At 67.2% G+C, this 19,954-nt stretch carries 21 protein-coding genes; 6 read left to right on the top strand and 15 right to left on the bottom strand.

Going from position 1 to position 19,954, the window contains the following annotated elements; all coding sequences use genetic code 11:
• Nucleotides 1-2 precede the first annotated feature (2 nt).
• Genes rplT through infC form a run of 3 tightly spaced genes read right to left on the bottom strand, consistent with a single transcriptional unit; the run spans nt 3 to nt 1,273 of the window.
• Nucleotides 3-389, bottom strand: coding sequence for a 50S ribosomal protein L20 (gene rplT, locus F8O04_RS14570; protein WP_158030107.1), 387 nt, complete (start codon nt 387-389; stop codon nt 3-5).
• A gap of 35 nt (nt 390-424) precedes the next feature.
• On the bottom strand, nt 425-619 hold the full coding sequence (rpmI, locus tag F8O04_RS14565; RefSeq protein WP_158030106.1) for a 50S ribosomal protein L35: 195 nt from the start codon (nt 617-619) through the stop codon (nt 425-427).
• A gap of 24 nt (nt 620-643) precedes the next feature.
• On the bottom strand, nt 644-1,273 hold the full coding sequence (gene infC, locus F8O04_RS14560) for a translation initiation factor IF-3 (RefSeq protein WP_158030105.1): 630 nt from the start codon (nt 1,271-1,273) through the stop codon (nt 644-646).
• 349 nt (nt 1,274-1,622) lie between these two features.
• Here infC and F8O04_RS14555 point away from each other — a divergent pair, with 349 nt between their 5' ends.
• Entirely contained in the window at nt 1,623-2,009 is a 387-nt protein-coding gene (locus F8O04_RS14555) for a DUF1844 domain-containing protein (RefSeq protein ID WP_158030104.1), read from the top strand.
• A 162-nt stretch (nt 2,010-2,171) separates the two neighbouring features.
• On the opposite strand, the gene F8O04_RS14550 is transcribed toward F8O04_RS14555, so the two are convergent.
• The 6 genes from F8O04_RS14550 to F8O04_RS14525 form a co-directional block, all read right to left on the bottom strand.
• Nucleotides 2,172-3,068: an SseB family protein gene (locus F8O04_RS14550; protein WP_225735108.1), complete on the bottom strand. Its 897-nt coding sequence runs from the start codon at nt 3,066-3,068 to the stop codon at nt 2,172-2,174.
• A gap of 8 nt (nt 3,069-3,076) precedes the next feature.
• Nucleotides 3,077-3,826 carry a bifunctional 1-(5-phosphoribosyl)-5-((5-phosphoribosylamino)methylideneamino)imidazole-4-carboxamide isomerase/phosphoribosylanthranilate isomerase PriA gene (gene priA / locus F8O04_RS14545; RefSeq protein ID WP_158030103.1) on the bottom strand — a complete coding sequence of 250 codons (750 nt, stop codon included), beginning with the start codon at nt 3,824-3,826 and terminating at the stop codon, nt 3,077-3,079.
• A gap of 84 nt (nt 3,827-3,910) precedes the next feature.
• Nucleotides 3,911-4,603, bottom strand: coding sequence for an imidazole glycerol phosphate synthase subunit HisH (gene hisH, locus F8O04_RS14540; RefSeq protein ID WP_158030102.1), 693 nt, complete (start codon nt 4,601-4,603; stop codon nt 3,911-3,913).
• Nucleotides 4,600-5,208: an imidazoleglycerol-phosphate dehydratase HisB gene (gene hisB, locus F8O04_RS14535; RefSeq protein ID WP_158030101.1), complete on the bottom strand. Its 609-nt coding sequence runs from the start codon at nt 5,206-5,208 to the stop codon at nt 4,600-4,602. The genes hisH and hisB overlap by 4 nt, the downstream gene beginning before the upstream one ends.
• 10 nt (nt 5,209-5,218) lie before the next feature.
• Complete coding sequence (locus tag F8O04_RS14530; RefSeq protein ID WP_158030100.1) at nt 5,219-6,394, bottom strand: histidinol-phosphate transaminase; 1,176 nt, start codon at nt 6,392-6,394, stop codon at nt 5,219-5,221.
• A 51-nt stretch (nt 6,395-6,445) separates the two neighbouring features.
• Complete coding sequence (locus F8O04_RS14525; protein ID WP_188726486.1) at nt 6,446-6,835, bottom strand: LysM peptidoglycan-binding domain-containing protein; 390 nt, start codon at nt 6,833-6,835, stop codon at nt 6,446-6,448.
• A gap of 271 nt (nt 6,836-7,106) precedes the next feature.
• On the opposite strand from F8O04_RS14525, the gene lexA reads away from it, so the two are divergent.
• The gene (lexA, locus tag F8O04_RS14520; RefSeq protein WP_158030098.1) at nt 7,107-7,766 is read left to right on the top strand and encodes a transcriptional repressor LexA; all 660 of its coding nucleotides are present in this window, start codon (nt 7,107-7,109) and stop codon (nt 7,764-7,766) included.
• Nucleotides 7,767-7,924: 158 nt separating this feature from the next.
• On the opposite strand, the gene hflX is transcribed toward lexA, so the two are convergent.
• Nucleotides 7,925-9,598 (bottom strand): GTPase HflX, encoded by a 1,674-nt coding sequence (hflX, locus tag F8O04_RS14515; RefSeq protein WP_158030097.1) that lies wholly within the window; start codon nt 9,596-9,598, stop codon nt 7,925-7,927.
• A 177-nt stretch (nt 9,599-9,775) separates the two neighbouring features.
• Here hflX and F8O04_RS14510 point away from each other — a divergent pair, with 177 nt between their 5' ends.
• From F8O04_RS14510 to F8O04_RS14500, 3 genes are all read left to right on the top strand, one after another.
• Nucleotides 9,776-10,402 (top strand): class I SAM-dependent methyltransferase, encoded by a 627-nt coding sequence (locus tag F8O04_RS14510; RefSeq protein ID WP_158030096.1) that lies wholly within the window; start codon nt 9,776-9,778, stop codon nt 10,400-10,402.
• A 410-nt stretch (nt 10,403-10,812) separates the two neighbouring features.
• Nucleotides 10,813-11,031 (top strand): hypothetical protein, encoded by a 219-nt coding sequence (locus F8O04_RS14505; RefSeq protein ID WP_158030095.1) that lies wholly within the window; start codon nt 10,813-10,815, stop codon nt 11,029-11,031.
• Between the two features lie 249 nt (nt 11,032-11,280).
• Complete coding sequence (locus F8O04_RS14500) at nt 11,281-12,372, top strand: type I restriction endonuclease (RefSeq protein ID WP_158030094.1); 1,092 nt, start codon at nt 11,281-11,283, stop codon at nt 12,370-12,372.
• Nucleotides 12,373-12,417: 45 nt separating this feature from the next.
• On the opposite strand, the gene dapF is transcribed toward F8O04_RS14500, so the two are convergent.
• The 5 genes from dapF to miaB all read right to left on the bottom strand — a co-directional run bounded on the left by dapF (nt 12,418) and on the right by miaB (nt 17,677).
• Nucleotides 12,418-13,305, bottom strand: coding sequence for a diaminopimelate epimerase (gene dapF, locus F8O04_RS14495; RefSeq protein WP_158030093.1), 888 nt, complete (start codon nt 13,303-13,305; stop codon nt 12,418-12,420).
• Nucleotides 13,306-13,451: 146 nt separating this feature from the next.
• A complete protein-coding gene (locus tag F8O04_RS14490) occupies nt 13,452-13,922 on the bottom strand; it encodes a hypothetical protein (RefSeq protein WP_158030092.1) in 471 nt (156 codons plus the stop codon).
• A gap of 335 nt (nt 13,923-14,257) precedes the next feature.
• Nucleotides 14,258-14,893 carry a hypothetical protein gene (locus tag F8O04_RS14485; RefSeq protein WP_158030091.1) on the bottom strand — a complete coding sequence of 212 codons (636 nt, stop codon included), beginning with the start codon at nt 14,891-14,893 and terminating at the stop codon, nt 14,258-14,260.
• 254 nt (nt 14,894-15,147) lie between these two features.
• Nucleotides 15,148-16,098 (bottom strand): tRNA (adenosine(37)-N6)-dimethylallyltransferase MiaA, encoded by a 951-nt coding sequence (miaA, locus tag F8O04_RS14480; protein ID WP_158030143.1) that lies wholly within the window; start codon nt 16,096-16,098, stop codon nt 15,148-15,150.
• 37 nt (nt 16,099-16,135) lie between these two features.
• Complete coding sequence (gene miaB, locus F8O04_RS14475) at nt 16,136-17,677, bottom strand: tRNA (N6-isopentenyl adenosine(37)-C2)-methylthiotransferase MiaB (RefSeq protein WP_158030090.1); 1,542 nt, start codon at nt 17,675-17,677, stop codon at nt 16,136-16,138.
• A gap of 126 nt (nt 17,678-17,803) precedes the next feature.
• On the opposite strand from miaB, the gene F8O04_RS14470 reads away from it, so the two are divergent.
• Nucleotides 17,804-19,900, top strand: a complete 2,097-nt coding sequence (locus tag F8O04_RS14470) for a tetratricopeptide repeat protein (RefSeq protein ID WP_158030089.1) — start codon at nt 17,804-17,806, stop codon at nt 19,898-19,900.
• The last annotated feature ends 54 nt before the right edge of the window (nt 19,901-19,954 follow it).

Here is a 19,954-nt window from a genome sequence, read left to right as displayed (position 1 = left end):
GCCTACGCAGCAGCCTTGGGTGCCGAGGTGTCCTCGGGCAGCGCGCCCTTGGCCTGCTCGACGAGGGCCGCGAACGTCTCGGGCTCGTTGACGGCGAGCTCCGCGAGGATGCGGCGGTCGACCTCGACACCCGCGAGGCTGAGCCCCTGGATGAAGCGGTTATAGGTCAGTCCGTTGGCGCGGGCGCCGGCGTTGATGCGCTGGATCCAGAGGCGACGGAACTCGCCCTTCTTCGCGCGGCGGTCACGGTAGCTGTAGACGAGCGAGTGCGTGACCTGCTCTTTGGCCTTGCGGTACAGCCGCGACCGCTGGCCGCGGTAACCGGATGCGCGCTCGAGAATGACGCGGCGCTTTTTCTTTGCGTTGACGGAACGCTTGACACGTGCCATGAGGTGTTACTCCTTGAACGTTGAGACTCGTGCGCTTAGCGGCCGAGCAGCTTCTTGACGGCCTTGACGTCGGCCTTCGCGATCGTCTGGTCCTGGTTCAGGCGAGCCTTGCGGCCGGGCGCCTTCACCTCGAGGTTGTGTCGCATGCCGGCCTGCTGCTTCATGAGCTTGCCGCTACCAGTTACCTTGAAGCGCTTCTTCGTCCCCGAATGGGTCTTCTGCTTCGGCATTCGTTTCTCCTTGGTGATCGTGGTCTATTCGGCGTCTGCGCGCGCCGAGGTCTCGCTGTCCGACGGACTCGGCGTGTGCTTTGCGGCACGTGCCGCGGTCTTCGCCTCGGTCCGACGTGCCGACGCTTCGGCCTTCACATCCGACTTGGTCTTGTAGGGGCCGACGATCATGACCATGTTGCGACCGTCGATCGTGGGGTTCGACTCGACGGTGCCGTAGTCCTGGACGTCTTCCGAAAATTTCTGCAGCAACCGCACGCCCAGTTCGGGACGCGACTGCTCGCGGCCGCGGAACTGGATCATCGCCTTGACCTTGTCGCCCGACTCCAGGAACCCGATGGCACGCTTCAGCTTGGTCTCGTAGTCGTGGCTGTCGATCTTCAGACGGAAGCGCACCTCTTTGAGGACGGTGTTCGCCTGATTGCGGCGTGCTTCCTTGGCCTTCTGCTCGGTCTCGTACTTGTACTTGCCGTAGTCCATGATCTTGGCCACGGGCGGCTTCGAGTTGGGGGCAACCTCGACGAGATCGAGCTCGGCCTCCTGTGCAAGACGGAGGGCAACCTCGACCTTGACGACGCCGACCTGCTCACCGCTGGGCCCGACAAGTCGTACGTCGGTAGAGCGGATCCGGTCGTTGATGCGTGGTTCGCTGATGAGTGCTCCTAAAAATTCCGGCGGGGTGGAAACGAGTCGACATCACACCCGCCGCGAGCACGCGACGCCGTTTGCCCGAACGGTCCGGGGCGCACCGCGATGCGCGACACCGGCCCGACTCCTTCGTACCGACCTCATCGAGGTCGGCGCCACGTGCCTTGCGGCACTGTGCCCTCAACACTGCGCCTTGCGGCACTGTGCCTCGCGGCACTCCCGGCGAAAGGGGAGCTGCGGAACCCGGTAACCTGGAGCGGCTAGCGCGGGTGGGACGAATCCTCTTTGTCTCCGGTGTCCGCAGGACAGACACCGCCCGAAAGTTTAGCACGAGATTGCGATCCCCAGGAGTGCCGTGACGAATCCCGAGCCCACCGACAACGTACCGGGCGCCGATCTTCCAGAGAACGTCGTCGAAGCAGCGCTCCGCGACATCGGTGACGTGCCGGCCGTTGAGCTGATCTCGACGATGTCGGTGCACCTCATGAGCGCGGCGGCCGTGAAATGCGGGCTCGGAGACGAACTCGGCGACGACGAGAAGGACCTCGACGAGGCCCGCAAGCTCATCAGTGCCCTTGCAGGACTGCTCACGGCGTCGCTCCCTTACCTGGGCGACCATCACGCGCGTCCGCTGCGGGACGGACTGAAGGCCGTGCAACTCGCGTTCCGTGAAGCGTCCACGCACCCCGACCCCATCGGCAAGGGTCCTGGCGAAGACCTCACGGGACCGGTTTTCGGCTAGGACCGGGACGGGCGTCGCCTGTCCTCGCGCCCGCCGCTTCGTGTCAGAAGCGTGACGCCAGCAGCACTCCGGCAGCTCGGACGAGACGTGTCGATCGCCCCGAGCGCGCTCGGATGAAGCCGCCGGTGTTTTCAATTCGCGCGAGTGCCGAGTCTCGGCGAATCAGCCCTTACGGCGTCGGCTGAACCACGCGCGCATCCCGCTCGGCCGCCCCTGCGTTCCCTCGGACGAGGGCGCGCCCGTCCTGTTGCCGACACCATCGCCCGCCCGGTCGTCGACCTTTTCACTCGCGAGCACAACCGCGAGCGAGTCGACGAGCTCGATCACTTCGGGGGACGCCGACCACCGCTCGTTCACGCGGCCGACCGCCGCGCGCACGACATCTTGCGAGCATCCGGTCTCGAATACGAGCGAAACGCGAAGCTCGGCACCCTCGAGTCGTCCAGGCGCGCACCCCGGGGCGATCTCAATGCGACGCACGTGCGGCTCTCGGGAGATGCCTTCCGCAAGTGCCTTCGCGACTGCCGTGTTGGTGAGGGCGGGCGCCCATTCGCTCCCCTTGGCGACGGCCCACACCGCCGGGCGTCGCATGCCGAACTCGCCCTCGCTGCCCGGATCGACGATCACGAGGTCGGTGCGCTCATCGACTGCCGCGACCGCTGCCGCGCGGAAGTCCGTCGGCACCGGCCGCGCCTTCGCATTCCACGCCTTCATGGCATCCATAGACGTGAACACGGGGAGCACCGTTCGTCCGTCCGGCCCGGCCACCGTGACAATGGAGAGGTCGGCCGACTTGTCGACGGTCACACCCTCGGCATTCTGACCCGTCTCACCCAGCTCAGCGATCAGCGGGATGAGCACTCGGCTTTCGCGAAGCGCTTCGACCACATCGGGCTCGCCGTCCTCCCCCGCCCGGAACCGGGCCATCGCCGCCGCGACGGCGGGCGGGGTCATGCCGTCGTCGTCGGCGAATGGATTCGCGTCAAAGCTGCGGCCCGCCCAGGGCTGACCCGCCGAGTCGCCGTGCGACGGACGGAAGTGCTCGGGCCGCTGCGCCACGATGCCCGCTACGCCCCCGCCACGTCGAGCGCCTGCGCGAGCGTGAACTCGCCCGCGTACAGGGCCTTGCCGATGATGGCGCCCTCGAGCCCGAGTGGCGCGAGTTCGCGGAGTGCCGCGATGTCGTCGAGCGAGGAAACGCCGCCGGAAGCGATGACGGGCCGGTCGGTGCGCTTGCAGACCGCGGTCAGCAGCTCGAGGTTAGGGCCCTTCAGCGTGCCGTCTTTCGTGACGTCCGTGACCACGTAGCGGGCGCACGACGCGGCCTCAAGGCGGTGGAGCACCTCCCAGAGGTCGCCGCCCTCTTCCGTCCAGCCGCGGGCGGCGAGCGTGGTGCCGCGCACATCGAGTCCCACGGCGATGAGCGAGCCGTAGCGGGCGATGACGTTGGCCGCCCACTCGGGGTTCTCGAGTGCGGCCGTGCCCAGATTGACGCGCTTGGCGCCGGCGTCGATGACGCGCCCGAGGGATTTGTCATCGCGGACGCCTCCCGACATTTCGATCTTGACCCGTTGGCCGACCGCGCGAACGATGCGACGGATCGTGTGGGCATTGTTGCCGCGGCCGAACGCGGCGTCGAGATCGACGAGGTGCAGCCACGTCGCCCCTTGCTCGGCGAACGCCTCCGCGGCCTCGACCGGATCGCCGTAGCTGGTAGCGGAGTCGGCCTCGCCCTGAACGAGCCGGACGGCCTTGCCGTTGACGAGATCGATCGCAGGAAAAAGCACGAGGGACGTCGAGGTGTTGAACTCGCTCACTGGGTGTTCCTTGTCATGGTGGTCCGGTCGTGACGTGGGTCGCCGCATGGCGGATGCTCCGCTCGACGACCCCGTCGGGGCATGTCAGAGCGTGCTGATCCAGTTGCGCAGCAGCGCGATGCCGGCGTTGCCGGACTTCTCTGGGTGGAACTGGGTTGCGCACAGGGGCCCGTTCTCGACGGCCGCGACAAAGGTCTCGCCGTGGGTGGCACGCGTCACGTGCACGGGCCGCGCCTTGGCGTGGGGCTCGAGGTCGACGGAGTGTGCTGCGTAGGAGTGCACGAAGTAGAACCGCTCGTCGCGGATGCCGCGGAACAGGACCGAGTCTTCGGGCGCATCGACGGTGTTCCAGCCCATGTGCGGCAGCACGGTCGACTGCAGCTCGGTCACCTCGCCCGGCCACTCGCCGAGGCCTTCGGAATCGACCCCGCCCTCGACGCCACGGTCGAAGAGCACCTGCATGCCGACGCAGATGCCGAGCACGGGCCGTCCACCAGCGAGGCGGAGGTCGATGATGCTACCGATCCCGTGCTCGTTCACCGCCGCCATGACGTGGCTGAACGAACCGACGCCGGGCACGACGAGGCCGTCGGCGGCCAGCGCCTTGTCGCGGTCACCGGTCAGTTCGACCCGCGCGCCCGCAGCCTCCAGCGCCTTCACGGCCGAGTGCACATTGCCCGATCCGTAATCGACGACCACGACCCACGGCCGCGTTCCATCGGCCGTTCGCGCAGCGGTCGCCTGCGGCGTGGTGCTCCCGGCTAGAGGGTCGGTCACAACGCCCCCTTCGTCGACGGCACGCCCTCGACCTCGGGATCGAGGCGCTTCGCGGCACGGAAGGCGCGCGCGAAGGCCTTGAACTCCGCCTCGGCGATGTGGTGGGGGTCGCGCCCCCGCAGCACATCGACGTGCACGGTGAGGCCGGCGTGGAAGGTGATGGCCTCGAAGACGTGCCGGACCATGCTGCCGGTGAAGTGGCCGCCGATGAGGTGGTGCGTGAACGCCTCCGACTCGCCCGTGTGGACGAGGAACGGGCGGCCGGAGATGTCGACGACGGCACGGACGAGCGCCTCGTCGAGCGGCACGAGAGCGTCGCCGAATCGGGAGATCCCCGACTTGTCGCCGAGTGCTTCGCGGATCGACTGCCCCAGCACGATCGCGGTGTCTTCGACGGTGTGGTGCACGTCGATCTCGGTGTCACCCGACGCCCGCACCGTGAGGTCGCTCAACGAGTGCTTTGCGAAGGCGGTGAGCATGTGGTCGAAGAACGGCACGGTCGTCTGGATGTCACCAGCACCCGTGCCGTCGAGGTCGATGCGCAGGCTCACCTTCGACTCGCTCGTGGCGCGCTCGACGGTTGCGACGCGAGGGGCTGTGCTCATGCGATCCACCCTAGGCGTTCTCTGGGGCATTGATGGCGGACAGGAGGGCTGCCGGACGCGGCGTGCCCGGGTACTCGGCCAGGGCACTGAGGAACTCGGTCGTCTCGACGGGGGTGCCCGCGGATACGCGGATGGTGCCGGGGATGCCGACGTCGCGGATCAGGATGTCGCGCTCGAGACAGTGCTCGAACAGTGCCTGCGGGTCGTCGACGCCGGCGACAAGCACGAAGTTGGCCTCGGAGGGGTACGGGCGGAAACCGGCCTCTTCGAAAGCAAGAACGAGTCGGTCCCGCTGCTGTCGAATCACGTCGACCTGGGCGAGCATGATGTCCGTGCAGTCGAGCGCGGCCGACGCGGCCGCCTGGGTCAGCGCCGAGAGGTGGTAGGGCAACCGCACGAGGCGGACGGCATCGATGAGCGCGGGAGTCGCGGCGAGATAGCCGACCCGCGCCCCCGCGAAGGCGAACGCCTTGCTCATCGTGCGCGACACGACAAGGCGATCGCGCCCGCCAAGGAGCTCCAGCGCACTCGGCTGCCCCGCGTGCCGGAACTCGGCGTAGGCCTCATCGATGATGAGGATGCCATCGGTCTCGACGACCGCGTCATAGGCCGCGGTGATGGTCTCGAGCGGCAGCCCCGTGCCGGTCGGGTTGTTCGGTGTGCACAGCACCGTGACGGTCGGTCGCTCGCGCCGGATGGCATCCGTCGCGAGCGCCGGGGTCACCTCAAAGGCGTCGGTGCGGTTTGCGGTCACGAACTCGGCCCCGACCCCGCGAGCGAGCAGCGGATACATCGAATAGCTCGGGCTGAACGAGAGCACGCGTCGCCCTGGACCGGCGAACGCCTGCAGCAACTGCTGCATGATCTCGTTGGAGCCGTTCGCCGCCCAGACCTGGTCGGGCCCGACGACGCGGACGCCCCCCGCCGAATCGGACGCGGCCTCGAGTTCACGCGTCAGATAGACGGCGAGCTTCTCGCGAAGGCCCGTGAACTCTCGGTCGGGGTATCGGTTCAGACCGGCCAATTCACGCGCGATCGCTTCTTGGAGGTGATGCTGCACCCCGACTGGAACCTCATACGGGTTCTCGTTCACATTGATCGTCACCCTGACGGGCTGCTGCGGGGCACCGTAAGGGCTGAGGCCCCGGAGGTCCTCGCGAATCGGAAGGTCATCGAGCGTCGTCACCGAACCATCGTAGGACCGCTGCCGCGTCGCCACGGCATCGTTGGAACGCTCTTAGCGATCGGGGGGGAGCATCAACACCTGCCCCGGCTCGACGTGCGCCCCCTCGAGGCCGTTGATGCGCTTGATGTCGGCCAGCACATCGCGCACATCGCGCGTTGTGGCCGCCCCTTCAGCGATCTCCCACAGGGTCTCGCCCGCCCCGACGGTGACCTGCTCGAGCTCCGCGGCCGCGGACACGTTGGAGACGGCGGCGATGGCGGGCGGCGCTGCGAGTGCGCCGAATCCGAGCGCCACCGCGAGGATCGCGAGCCCACCGAAAAGCCGACGCCCACGAGCGGTCAGCCGCAATCCTGCCGTGGCGGACGCCGGCTTGACTGGCGCTGTACCGGCTGACGCGGAGGTCGTCGGCGCGGGGATGAGCGAAACGCTGCTGATCGACATCGGGACTCCTTCATACGTACGTGGTGTTCGAGGCGGAATCTCGGCCGGGAGATCCGACCTCGAACACCTGCTATCGAACATAGTTACCGAATATTGCTTCGTCAAGTCCCACGTCGCCGGGAATCGACCCGCGAGGTTCCGTCGAACATTTCGACGGGACACGGCGGGGTGTCACCCCCTTGCCGCGATTCCGTGCGTACACTCGGCCTGACACGGACAGTGGATCAGCACCCTCCGACATCGGGAGCGGCGCACGGACCAGGAGGCCTCAATGGCGCGACGGAGCAACGGCTCGAAGCAGGTTGAGCGCGGGCTCAGCAGCAAGCAGCAAGAGATCGTCGCCTTCATCGCGACCTCCTCGGCGCAGCGCGGGTACCCGCCGACGATGCGAGAGATCGGCGATGCGGTCGGCCTCGCCTCCCTGTCGAGCGTGACCTATCAGCTCAACCAGCTCGAGAAGCTCGGTGCGATCCGGCGCAACCCGGGTACGTCGCGCTCGCTCGAGGTACTCGTCGATGTGCCGGGCCTCGAGTCGGGTGAGCCGACGCCGACGGCGGTCGCCAGCTACGTACCGGTTGTCGGCCGCATCGCCGCGGGTATCCCCATCACCGCCGAGGAGCAGGTCGAGGACGTCTTCGCGCTTCCCCGCCAGGTGGTCGGGCACGGCGACCTCTTCTTGCTGCGGGTCGTCGGAGAATCCATGATCGACGCGGCGATCTGTGACGGCGACTGGGTGGTGGTGCGCCAGCAGCGCACCGCCGAGAACGGCGACATCGTCGCCGCCATGCTCGACGGGGAGGCCACGGTGAAGACGTTCCGCCACCGAGACGGCCACACGTGGCTTATGCCGCGCAACAGCAACTTCGAGCCCATCCTCGCGGACACCTCCGAGGTGCTCGGCAAAGTCGTCGCGGTGCTGCGAACGGTCTGACGCCCCGGCGCGTCACGAACGGAACAGGGCCGTCGCGGCCGACGAAGCTCCGGCCCCGCATGTCGCTCGAGTCGAGCCCAACGCCACCCGAGGCCGTCCCAGTTCAGCGCCGGGCAGGGTAAGCGGCGTGGTGCCCCGCGGACGGGGCGACCTCAGTCCTAGCCCGCCGCCCGGGCGTCCGGGCGATTCCGCACGAACGGCTCCGATGCCATGAGGCCGGGCACGGACTCCGGATGCTCGATGCATCCTTCGAAGAGCCCAACCTGGTCGGCGTGCAGGCGCGCGCGAACGCGAGAGGCCTCCTCGCCGTGCGAAATCGCCAGCACGGCGCCGCGATCGTGAAGATACGACACGAGGTCGCCGCGCGAGTACGGGATCACGAGGTCGAGCTCGAACTCGGGCATCGGGATGCTGTAGGCGATGCGTTCAAGCAGATCGTCGACGCCTTCGCCGGTCCGGGCCGACACGAACACCGCGTCGGGCTCGAGACCGCGCAACTCGAGCTTCTTACTCTCGTCTACGAGATCGGCCTTGTTGAAGGCGATGATCTCTGGAATGTCGCGCCCGTCGACGTCCCCGATGACCTCACGAACCGTCGCGAGCTGAGCGACGGGGTCGGGGTGCGAGGCGTCCACGACGTGCACGATGACGTCGGAGGATGCGACCTCTTCGAGGGTTGAACGGAACGCCTCAACGAGCTGGTGCGGCAGGTTGCGCACGAAGCCGACCGTGTCGGCGAGCGTATACGGGCGGCCGTCATCGGTCTCCGTGCGCCGCACGGTCGCGTCAAGGGTCGCGAACAGCTGGTTCTCGACCAAGACGCCCGCGCGGGTAACGCGATTGAGCAGACTCGACTTGCCGGCGTTGGTGTAACCGGCGATCGCGACCGAGGGCACGGCGTTGCGTTCGCGCGAGGCGCGCTTCGTGTCGCGCCCGGTCTTCATCGCCGCGATCTCGCGGCGCAGCTTGGCCATGCGCGAGTGGATGCGCCGGCGATCAAGCTCGATCTTCGTCTCACCGGGGCCGCGGGAGCCCATGCCGGATCCGGCGCCACCCACCTGTCCACCGGCCTGTCGGGACATCGACTCACCCCAACCGCGGAGGCGGGGAAGCAAGTACTCGAGCTGGGCGAGCTCGACCTGCGCCTTGCCTTCACGGCTTTTGGCGTGCTGGCTGAAGATGTCGAGAATCACGGCAGTGCGGTCGATGACCTTGACCTTGACCGCGTCTTCCAGCGCGCGACGCTGTGACGGGGCGAGTTCGGTGTCGGCGATGACCGTGTCCGCATTGCGGCTCGTCACGATCTCGGCGAGCTCCTGCACCTTGCCGCGGCCGAGATACGTGGCCGGGTCTGGGTACGGTCGGCGCTGCAGCACGCCGTCGAGCACCCGCGCACCGGCGGTTTCGGCGAGCGCGGCGAGTTCGTGCAGCGAGTTCTCGGCGTCGTCGAGGGTGCCGGCGGCGAAGACGCCGATGAGCACGACCTTTTCGAGGCGGAGCTGTCGGTATTCGACCTCGGTGACATCGTCAAGCTCCGTCGAAAGACCGTCGACGCGCTGGAGCGAACGGCGCTCCTCACGATCGAGCTGTTCGCCATCGATGTCATTGCCGTCGGCCGTGGCCTCGTTCTGCAGGGCCTGAGCAGACCCGAAGACGGTCGTGGCGGCACGGGTGCCGTCGGCGCGCGCGAGCACGCGATCAACCGCGTCGAGCGCAGCGTTGCCCGGCGCGGAGGCTTCGCGCTCTGCCGGGCTGTCGTCGGCCGCGTGTGAGCTCCGCTGCTCGTCGTCCGGCAGCGCCGGTGAATCGGTACGGGTACGGGGAATCGTCATGTTCGGGCGAGTCTACGCGCGCATCCTTGACATTCCGAGACCTTTTTGACAAGCATCGCGCAGGGCGAACGGTGGGCACCGCGCACGACCTGGTCGCTCACCGCCTCGACCGTCCTCAGGCGCGCCCGTCGCGTGAGGCGGTCGTCTGGCCGAGCTCCGCTGCTAGCGTCGGTCTGCGTGACAAGCGAGCACTATTTCTCGGCGATACCCGCCAGTCCCGACGAGCGGCGCCGCATTGACGTGTCGCTGCGCGGCCATCGCGTCGAGGTTGAAACGGCTCCCGGGACCTTCAGCTCCGAACGACTGGACCAGGGCACCCGGGTGCTGCTCGACCTCGCCCCCGCGCCCCCGCCGGAGGGTGCCGCGCTCGACCTCGGGTGTGGGTGGGGGCCGATCGCGCTCGCCTTGGCGCTCGAGTCGCCCGGGCTCGACGTGTGGGCGGTCGACGTCAATGAGCGCGCGCTCGACCTCGCGACCGCGAACGCGGCGCGAACGGGCGCCACGGGAATCCGCGCTTCGCTGCCCGATGCTGTGCCGACCGATGTCACGTTCAACGTGATCTGGTCGAACCCGCCCATCCGCGTTGGAAAACCGGTGCTCCACGGGCTGATGCGTACGTGGCTCCCGCGACTCGCGCCCGGCGGCGAGGCCTACCTCGTCGTGCAAAAGCACCTTGGAGCGGACTCGCTGCAGCGATGGCTTGCCGACGAGTTCGACCACTCGGGCGAAAGCCCGGGGTTGGATGTCTCGCGTTACGACAGTGCGAAGAACTTCCGCATCCTGAGGGTCGCGCGCCCAATGTGAGCATGCAGCGCACACCGGCGCGACTAGAACGGCGCCGGTTCGATGCCGGCATGGCCCTTGCCGATCGCCGTACGCCGATCCTCGGGCTCGCCCTGCTGGCCGTTGCCGCCCTCGCGGGGTGCGCGCCCGGCGCGGAAGCGTCCCCCTCCCCGCAGACGACGATGTACGCGGCCCCGGGTGCGACGATCCCGGTTGGCGAACCCGGAAATCTCAGCGGACAGAGCCTCGCCATCGGGCACGTCGACCACACCACGTCGGACTCCGGCGTGCCGGACCCACCGAGACGCCAGACGAGTCGGGCGTCCCGACGATCTATTGGGTAGCCCGGCCGATCCTTCGCCGTCATCCGCTCCAACCACGAGTGCCCGGCGAGCGAGCCCACCTCGATGAGTGGGGACCGGGGTGGCGAGATGTCCATCTCGTACACGCGACCCGAGGTCGCAGAAGATCACGCGTGCGATGCCGTCTTGGCGACCGTGACGGACGTCTTCGCAATTCCGGACGACTCCCTCGATCAGCTGCTGTACCTGCGCATCGGGTTCGCCGGGTTCATATTCTGCTATGACCTCGATCCCGCCGACGCCGATGGCGCGTTCGAGCCGGTCCCGGCCCCGGGCGAGACGCCGTAGGCCGCGCCGTAGGCGTGCCGCACATCCCGCCGGGGTCTGCGCATCGTCCTTGCGCGATGCTTCGCGGCTACGCCTCCGGTAGCGCGATCGCCCCGTCGAAGACGAGCTCGGCCGGCAATCGGTGAGATCGACGTGAATCGCGACGATTGAGTCTTTTCCGACGTGGCCCGTTTCCGGTAGATTCCGCGGAGTACCCCCCCCCCCCGCCGCCGCCCCCCCCCCCCCCCCCCCCCCCGAAGGAGTCTCGAGATGGATTTCACTGAACGCTTGTATGCGCTGGCGCACAAGGTTGTCGACCAACACGGTGCCATTCAAACAGAAGAAGCCACGAAGAACGCTTTTGTCATGCCCTTCATATCTACGATCCTCGGGTACGACGTCTTCAACCCGCTGGAAGTTGTGCCCGAGTTCACAGCGGATGTCGGGGTGAAGAAGGGTGAGAAGATTGACTATGCAGTCATGCGCGAGGGTGAAGTGCAGATTCTCATCGAGTGCAAGCCATCGACTTCCGACCTGAAGATCGAGCACTCATCGCAGCTTTACCGGTACTTCTCTGTCACGAACGCAAGGATTGCAATCCTTACGAACGGAATTCTCTATCACTTCTACACAGACCTCGACGCGCCAAATCGAATGGACTCACGCCCATATCTCATCCTAGATTTGGGCGAGGTGGACGACGTCATTATTCCGGAACTTTGCAAGCTCACAAAGGAGGACTTTGATCTCGACTCGGTCATCAGCGCGGCCGAGGAACTTAAGTACTTGGGAGAAATCAAGCGCGGTATTGCCGCGCAGTTCAAGGACCCGTCGGATGAGTGGGTTCGTATCCTTGCTAGTCCACTGGTTGACGGGTCTTTCACCCAGCGAGTGCGGGACCAGTTCACCCCCCTTGTGGCGAAAGCGGCGAGTCAATTCTTGACCGATCAAGTGAACGACCGCCTTAAAGTCGCCCTAGGATCGAGCGACTACCGAGTGCCACCGAACGAAGACGAGGAGATCACAAACGAAAGTCAGGCGGTGGCCGACATGGATCTCAAACATGGAGCCATCGAGACTACGGAGATCGAGCTCGAAGGCTATCACGTCGTCAAAGCGATTGCGTGTGCCACCGTTAAACCAGAACGAATCGTGCATCGCGATCAGAAATCATACTTTGCAGTTCTCCTGGATGACAACAATCGTAAACCGATTGCCCGATTGCACTTTAATCGGACACAAAAGTATATCGGAATCTTTGATGACCAGAAGACTGAGACTAGACACCCGATCGATACTCTCGACGAGATTTATCAGTTTGCGGATCAGATCCGGGCTTCCGTCGAACGATACGATGTCTAGTGGGAGTCGCCCATACACCCGGCGAACATTGACCCGCTAGTGCTGCTACGCCTCCGGCAGCGCGATCGCCCCGTCGAAGACGAGCTCGGCCGGGCCCGCGAGCGCGACGTGCTCGCCTTCCTCCGTCGCGAACATCCGCACCTGCACGAGGCCGCCAGGCACCTGCACGCTCCAATGGTTGGGCGCGTCGACTCCGGCCCAATAGCGCACCGCGAGCGCGGCCGCGACAGCTCCGGTGCCGCACGAAAGCGTCTCGCCGGAGCCGCGCTCGTGTACGCGCATGTGCACGCGGCCAACGCCGTCCTTGACGAGAGGATCGGCCGGCACGATGAACTCGACGTTGGCGCCGTTGGGCGGGACAGGGGCTACGCGGGGCTCAGGCACGAGATTCAGCTCATCGAGCTCCTCGCGCGACGACAGGGCCACAACCACGTGCGGGTTCCCCACATCGATCCCGAGTCCAGGGCGCGGCACCTCCAGACCGTCGGCTCCCACGAGCGGTTCGCCGCCGCTGAGGCGCCACCGGCCCATGTCGACCTGGAACCCGCCCGTACCGGTGCGCTGCACGTCTTTCACGCCGGCTCGGGTGCCGATCGGCAGCGTATCCCCCGGCTCGAGGTCGGCGAGGCCGCTCTCAAGGAGGAAGCGCACGAACGCACGCACGCCGTTGCCGCACATCTCTGCGATCGATCCGTCGGCGTTGTAGTAGTCCATGAACCACTCGGCGGCCGGCTCCTCGGCGAGCGTCGAGGGTCCCTCCGGGTGGTGCGACGATCGGACGGCCCGGATCAGCCCGTCGGCTCCGACGCCGAAATGGCGGTCACAGAGCGCCGCGATCTGCCCCGTGCTGAGGGGCGACGCGCCGTCCGGGTCGGACACGAGCACGAAGTCGTTCCCAGTCGCCTGAGCCTTCGTGAAGCGGATCGCAGTCATGCCGTCAATCGTATGCCCCGCGCATGCCCCCGCTGTTCGCCCGCTGCGAGCACGGCCTCGCTGACCGGTCCCCGCCGGAAGCCCGGCACGTTCTCCGAGGCAGCGCGCGACATCGGGGAACGCCTGCGAGAGCAAACCAATTGAACCTAGGTGTTCACGGACTGCAACTCGAGGATTTGAACCTGCGTCGACGTCGACGCGGATGCCGTGAGGGTTCCCGTCGAACCGTCAGTCGCGGATGTCCACGAGATCACCCAGTTGCTCGTGGCCGTGACGGTGTACATGCCTCCCGGTCGGGCCTTCGATGTCTGCGTGTATTTGTGGCCGCACGATGGTGACGAGACATTGCCGTACGCCGGCGAGTAGATACTCCCCATGCCACACGTCACCGTCGTACCGTCACCCATCGACCACGTGACCGTCGAGACCTGCGCCTCGAAGGTGATCGTCTGCCCACCGGTCGAGCCCGAATATGAGTACACGCCCCAGGACGAGGGAGAGGGATCGGCCACCCACATCCAGATGGGCAATCCCACATAGGATCGACGATGGCCCCAGTCGGAGTTCACTTTCGGCGTCATGCCGATCTGGATCGCCGCAGGCGTGAATGAGCTCACGAGCGCCGCAGCCGCCTCTGGCGCCGGGATCGGCGGCGGTGGCGGGGCGAAGCCGCCGGCGTCGGTACTGTCATCGTCAGATCCCTCGCTCCCTCCCCCACCGGATTGACCTCCAGTACACATAGTCATGCTGGCGATGTGAGGGAACGCGCACGTCCCCTCAGGCGCAGAAGCTTCTACGCAAGTCGGGATGCCCGGATATTTGCTACACAAATCGGCGGGAGGTGTTTCAGACGTTGCCGCAACCACCGAGAAGGATGGGGGAAGGAAAAAGAAGAAGACCACAATGATCACCCCAACGAGGTAGACGCACGTCATTCCCCGCTCTATCCTGCTCAACATCGGACACCGTCTGCAGGGTTGGTCGACACACCCTCGACCCTCCAGCTCGAGGATCTTGCGTTGTACCCTATTGCGTACACGTGCGAGGCGGCCTGATCGACCACAATTTTCGAGCCATCGGCCAGTGTATATGTCAACCCACTAGGGATCAGGCATCCATAGAACAGAATGTATCCCCACCTTGTGGGATCACCGAGCTCTTCCAGACCATCCTCGACAATTGTACGTGACTCGTCAATCTCGAATGAAGCGGAACCACTTCTAGATTGACCATCGGCCAGTAATTGCTCAGCAAGGTCGACATATACGGGAACGACCGCGTCTCCGGCAACCAATGCAAGATCCGACGCGTCTTGTGGATGTTCGTTAAAAATCTCTTCCTCGACAACGAAGAACGCACCCAAGGCTAACTTGGCGAGTTCGATCGCTTCCGCCTCGCTCGTCGGTGGCTCCGACTTCACCGGAATTTCGAGGGTTGCTTCTGGCGTCGGAGCCGCATCGTCCGCGCCTTCCGCTGTCGTCGTCGACGGCTCGGGCGCCGGCTCAGTCGCCGTGCAACCGGCGAGTGCAAGGCCGCTCGTTACGACGATGGCGATGACCGCGGCGGTCGTTCGACTCAGCTTTCGCATGCGCCCGAGCCACTCGTGTCGCTCAGCGCGTTGCTCGCGCCCAATCTGGCGGCAGCCGACGTGGCCGCCTTTCCACTCAACAGGTTTCGTCGCACGGTTCCCCCTCGTGTGCGGCACCGGAGACCCCAACGCGCGACATCGTGCGTTTCACGGCCCCTCACCGCGAGCATCCCCTGCGGCCGACATCATGGCAGCGAATCGGAAACTCTGGGCGAACCTTTGGCGATCCTGTGGATAACGCCGCAGCCCGGCGATCAGCTCTCGAGTCCGACGGCACGCAACGTCTGCAAGGCCGCTGCGGGATCCCCAGCGTCCAGTCGCAACGCGGTCTCATAGCGACGGAACCAGCTCACTTGGCGGCGCGCGAACTTGCGCGTGAGCGCCTGCGCCTCAGCGATGGCCGCTTCGGGCGAGAGCTGACCGCGCAGCTGTGCGATCGCCTGCGCGTAGCCGATGGCGCGCCGTGCGGTCGTGCCCAGCTCGAGACCGGCGTCGAGCAGGGCGCGCGTCTCGTCGACCAGTCCGGCCTCCCACATCCGCACCACGCGCGCGTCGAGCCGAGCCACGAGCTCGTCGCGCGGCGATTCGAGGATCGTCAGCTGCGTTGGGCGCCACCACGCATCCTGACCAGGCAACGACGCACTGAACGGCTCGCCCGTGATTGCCATCACCTCGAGCGCGCGCACGATGCGTCGCCCGTTGCGCGGTCCGATTCGCTGCGCTGCAGCGGGATCGGCATCGACCAGCCGCCGATACAGCATGCCGGGCCCGTGGTCGGCGAGCTCAGCCTCGAGTGCCCCTCGTACCTCGGGGTCGGTTCCCGGAAACTCCAGCTCGAACAGCACGCTCGCGAGGTACAGCCCCGAACCACCCACCAGGATCGGTACGACGCCACGCGCGAGCAGCCCATCGATGCATGCGCGCGCCTCCGCCTGGTACCAGGCGACCGTCGCGTCGTCGGTCACGTCGAGCACGTCGAACAGGTGGTGTGGGACACCGCGGCGCTCATCCTCCGAGACCTTTGCGGTGCCGATGTCCATGCCGCGGTACACCTGCATGGCGTCGCCGTTGACGATCTCGGCGAGCCGTCCGCGCTCGCGCAGTCGCTCGGCGATGTCGAGCGACAGCTCCGTCTTGCCGGTGCCGGTCGCCCCGGCGACCACGATGAGGGGCGGGTGCGCATCCGGAGCGGGCGAGTCCCCCACTTCAGCCTCGCGGCGCGTAGCAGCCGGCACGGGCTCGCTACACACCGACCCGAAGCGTCGGCAGGCCGAGAGAAATGCTCCCGAGGTTCACGGCACCCGCGTCGGCGGGGGCCGGGACCCCGCACGACTCGGCTTGCGCGCGGTCCCAGGCGTCGCCCGCGCGCGTGCGCCGCACATCGAGGCGCGTGCCGTCGGGCTGGTCCGCGAGCAGGTGGAACGGCGCCGCCCGCGTGATCTCGACCGTCACGACGTCGCCGGGGCGCGGCGCGACCTCGCCCTCCGGCAGGCGAAAGTGCACGAGCCGGTTGTCTTCGGCGCGGCCCGTAAGGCGCTCAGTGGCGGCGTCCTTCTTCCCCTCGTTCGTCGAGACCATAACGCGCTGGGTCGTCCCCACCATTCGCTGGTTCTCTTCGAAGCTGATCCGGTTCTGCAGCTCGACGAGCCGCTCGTACCGCTCCTGCACCACGGCCTTCGGCACCTGGTCATCCATCGTCGCGGCCGGCGTGCCGGGACGGATCGAGTACTGGAACGTGAACGCATTGGCGAACCGCGCCTGCTCGACGACCCGCAACGTGTCTTCGAAGTCTTCATCGGTCTCGCCCGGGAAGCCGACGATGATGTCAGTCGAGATGGCCGCGTGCGGCATGTGCTCGCGCACGCGATCGAGAATGCCCAGGAACTTCTTCGAACGGTACGAGCGGCGCATCGTCCGCAGAATCTGATCGGATCCCGACTGCAACGGCATGTGCAGCTGCGGCATCACATTGGGGGTCTCGGCCATCGCGAGAATCACGTCGTCGGTGAACGACGCGGGGTGCGGCGAGGTGAAGCGCACGCGCTCGAGACCCTCGACCTCGCCCGTCGCCCGCAGGAGCTTCCCGAAGGCGAATCGGTCGCCGAACTCGACGCCGTAGGAGTTGACATTCTGACCGAGGAGCGTGACCTCGATTGCGCCGTCGTCGACGAGGGCGCGCACCTCGCCCAGAATGTCGCCCGGTCGACGGTCCTTCTCCTTGCCACGGAGCGACGGCACGATGCAAAACGTGCACGTGTTGTTGCAGCCGACGGAGATCGACACCCAGCCGGCGTAGGTCGAGTCGCGCTTGGTCGGCAACGTCGACGGGAACACCTCGAGCGACTCGAGGATCTCGAGCTCGGCCGCCTCGTTGTGGCGCGCGCGCTCAAGCAGGCTCGGCAGGGACCCGACATTGTGCGTGCCGAAGACGACGTCGACCCACGGCGCCTTCTCGAGCACTGTGCCGCGGTCCTTCTGCGCAAGGCAACCGCCGACGGCGATCTGCATGCCATCGTGGTTACGCTTCGTCTCGGCGAGCTGGCCGAGGTTGCCGTACAGACGGTTGTCGGCGTTTTCACGCACGGCGCACGTGTTGATCACCACGATGTCGGGCTCGCTCTCAACCGCCGGTCGGTATCCGGCGGCGAGCAGCGATCCGGTCATCCGCTCCGAGTCGTGCACGTTCATCTGGCACCCGAGCGTGCGGACCTCGAAGGTGCGAGGAGTGCCATCCGGACGGCGCGCAGCAGGCGAGGGAGCGATGACGGTGGCGGTCTCGGACATATCCCGTAGTCTACGATGATGCGCGTCCTCGCCACATTCGGCGCAGGCACGACACGGGGGCCGAGGTCGTCGACGAGGGCAGCGACGTCTGGCCCACGCGGTCAGCATTGCCGAAGGGGAGGCATCATGCGCACCTACGACTCGCCGGCCGACACGATCCTGCCGACGTCGCGAGCGCTTCGCGAGCGCGACGCCTCCGGAGCCGCGCTCCGGCACGAAGACCTCGGAAGCGTCGTCGTCTCGAGCGACGCGCTCTATTTCGGTGCCCGCTCCGGCGAGAACGGGGTCGACGGCGTCGTCGTCCGTGTACCGTCGGGCGCCTATCGGGTCATTGCGACCGTCGCCGATGGGACCATCGGCCGCGGCCAGCTCGTGGCCGTGAGCGTGCTGCTCAGCGGCACGGCAGAAGCCCTGCGCGGAACGTTGCCGGCCGCGGCGTTCTGGCACGAGGCGCCCGGCGAGCTGCCGCTCATCGCCGGCACCGAGATTGCCGTGTCGGATGCTGCGGTGCGGGACCAGTACCGCGACCCGTCGTGGCCCTGGGACGGCTGGTTGCGTGAAGTCGTGGATCCCGAACTCGCCGCCGCCCGCGGCAATGGGCGCGCCGGCATCGCCGTCGCGTATCCGGGCCGCGATGACGCGCTCATCATGGCCGGCCCCATCGCCGGCGACACCGCGCTCTTCGCCGGGTTCGACGAGGCGCGCCGGCCAACGGCACTCCACCTCGAGGCGCTCCCCGCCGTCGAAGTGGCTCACGATGCTCCCCCGCCGTGGGTGACGCAGGCCCCTTCGTTCGCCCCCGTCGATCCCAACGCGGAACAGCCCGCCTCCGCCTCCGTCGGTGCATCCGACGCGCCGTTCGGTGCCGCGCCGAAGGGGAACGTTCCACACGGCGAGGACCCGCTGGCGCAGTCGTCACACGGGCAGTCGCCGTCACCCTTCGGAACGCCGCCGCCGTCGCCCTTCGGGGTGCCGCCGGTCGCATTCCCGGGCGTACCGGCTGATCACGGCGACCAGTCGTTCCGTCCCGACGTCGACCCCGACGCCTTGGCCGGAGTTCCTGACGGCGGCCACGAGGACGCGCCCATCTCGGCCACACCACTCGGGTCGCTCACCGGGGAGCAGCATCCGGTGTCAACCGACACGCCCCCGGCAGGCAAGCCCGTGACCGCCGCCCACTCCCCCCGTGTCGAGCAATCGTCGGAGGACAGCCCGCCCGTGTTCGGGTTGCGCAGTCAGGCGATGCCGCCCGCGCCAACCTCGCAGCCGGCGCGGGGGCCCGAGTCGGATCCCGTCGTCAGGCTCATCGTCAGCGACGCAACATCGGGCGTCGAGGCCGCCGAACGCCACGATACCGAGAGGGCGATTCCTCTTCTCATCAAGGTGACGGACGCGCTCGCGGCCGGCGAGGCATCGCGCCCCGGTGTCCTCCCCGCGCTCGAAGCCGCGTCGCTCAACGGCGCGCAGCTGGTCGACTCGCTCGTCGACGCCCTGCTCACCGCACGGCGGGGCTCGGAGGCGATCAACCGGCTCGCGTACGCCCTCGACAGCAGTTCCCTGCGGGGCGAGGGCGAGGAAACCGTGCACCTTCGCCATCGCCTCGGCGAGCTACAACTGCGGGCAGGCGCGCTGGAAGACGCTACCGCGACGCTCGAGCGTGCGCGTTCGGAGGCCGATGCCCTCGCCTCGACGTCCGACCCCGGCGCACGCGATACCGCGGATGCCGGCCGGAACTACCTCGCGCACATCACCTACGATCTCGCGACGACGCAGCTGCGGGCCGGCAACGCCGGCCCGGCCGCTGAGCTCGCCCTCGACGCGATGCGCACCTTCGAGGCCTTGCGCGTCGCGCGCATGGCTGGACGCGGCGCGTTCCTTGCCGCGAGCGCCTACGACCAGCTCGGGCACCAAGCATCGAGGCAACAGGCATTCGCCGAGGCGGAGCGCATCTTCCGCGAGGGCCGGGAGCTCGACGGCCTTGGCACCGCGCTCGGGTACTTGGGCGAAGCCGACGCACTGCGCGGCGACTACCTGCCCGCCATCATCAAGTTCGAGCAGGCGCGGGCGGCCCTTGAGGAGGCCGGCGAACTCCGCAGTGCCGCAGTCGCGGCCGAGAACGAGGCCGTCTGCTACGACTACCTGGGCCGCCACGACGAAGCCGGCGAGCTCCGCAGATCTGCCGCCTCGCTCGCAGGGCGTGCGGGAGCGACAGCCGGCGCCTGACGAGGCGGATGCCGACGGGCACCAGCGGAGTTCGCCCGCGACGCCCGCATGCTC

Origin of the sequence: Pseudoclavibacter endophyticus, assembly GCF_008831085.1 — a bacterium.
In the GTDB taxonomy this organism is placed as follows: domain Bacteria; phylum Actinomycetota; class Actinomycetes; order Actinomycetales; family Microbacteriaceae; genus Pseudoclavibacter; species Pseudoclavibacter endophyticus.
Note: the sequence above shows the minus strand (reverse complement) of the source record. Positions and strands in the feature narration are given on the sequence as shown.

Excerpts from the sequence above, each read along its gene's own strand:
- F8O04_RS14505 (WP_158030095.1), top strand. The coding sequence starts at position 10,813 with ATGTCCATCTCGTACACGCGACCCGAGGTCGCAGAAGATCACGCGTGC.
- F8O04_RS14500 (WP_158030094.1), top strand. The coding sequence starts at position 11,281 with ATGGATTTCACTGAACGCTTGTATGCGCTGGCGCACAAGGTTGTCGAC.
- dapF (WP_158030093.1), bottom strand. The coding sequence starts at position 13,305 with ATGACTGCGATCCGCTTCACGAAGGCTCAGGCGACTGGGAACGACTTC.
- rpmI (WP_158030106.1), bottom strand. The coding sequence starts at position 619 with ATGCCGAAGCAGAAGACCCATTCGGGGACGAAGAAGCGCTTCAAGGTA.
- F8O04_RS14525 (WP_188726486.1), bottom strand. The coding sequence starts at position 6,835 with ATGTCGATCAGCAGCGTTTCGCTCATCCCCGCGCCGACGACCTCCGCG.
- F8O04_RS14485 (WP_158030091.1), bottom strand. The coding sequence starts at position 14,893 with ATGCGAAAGCTGAGTCGAACGACCGCCGCGGTCATCGCCATCGTCGTA.
- hisB (WP_158030101.1), bottom strand. The coding sequence starts at position 5,208 with ATGAGCACAGCCCCTCGCGTCGCAACCGTCGAGCGCGCCACGAGCGAG.
- hflX (WP_158030097.1), bottom strand. The coding sequence starts at position 9,598 with ATGACGATTCCCCGTACCCGTACCGATTCACCGGCGCTGCCGGACGAC.
- miaB (WP_158030090.1), bottom strand. The coding sequence starts at position 17,677 with ATGTCCGAGACCGCCACCGTCATCGCTCCCTCGCCTGCTGCGCGCCGT.
- lexA (WP_158030098.1), top strand. The coding sequence starts at position 7,107 with ATGGCGCGACGGAGCAACGGCTCGAAGCAGGTTGAGCGCGGGCTCAGC.
- rplT (WP_158030107.1), bottom strand. The coding sequence starts at position 389 with ATGGCACGTGTCAAGCGTTCCGTCAACGCAAAGAAAAAGCGCCGCGTC.
- F8O04_RS14470 (WP_158030089.1), top strand. The coding sequence starts at position 17,804 with ATGCGCACCTACGACTCGCCGGCCGACACGATCCTGCCGACGTCGCGA.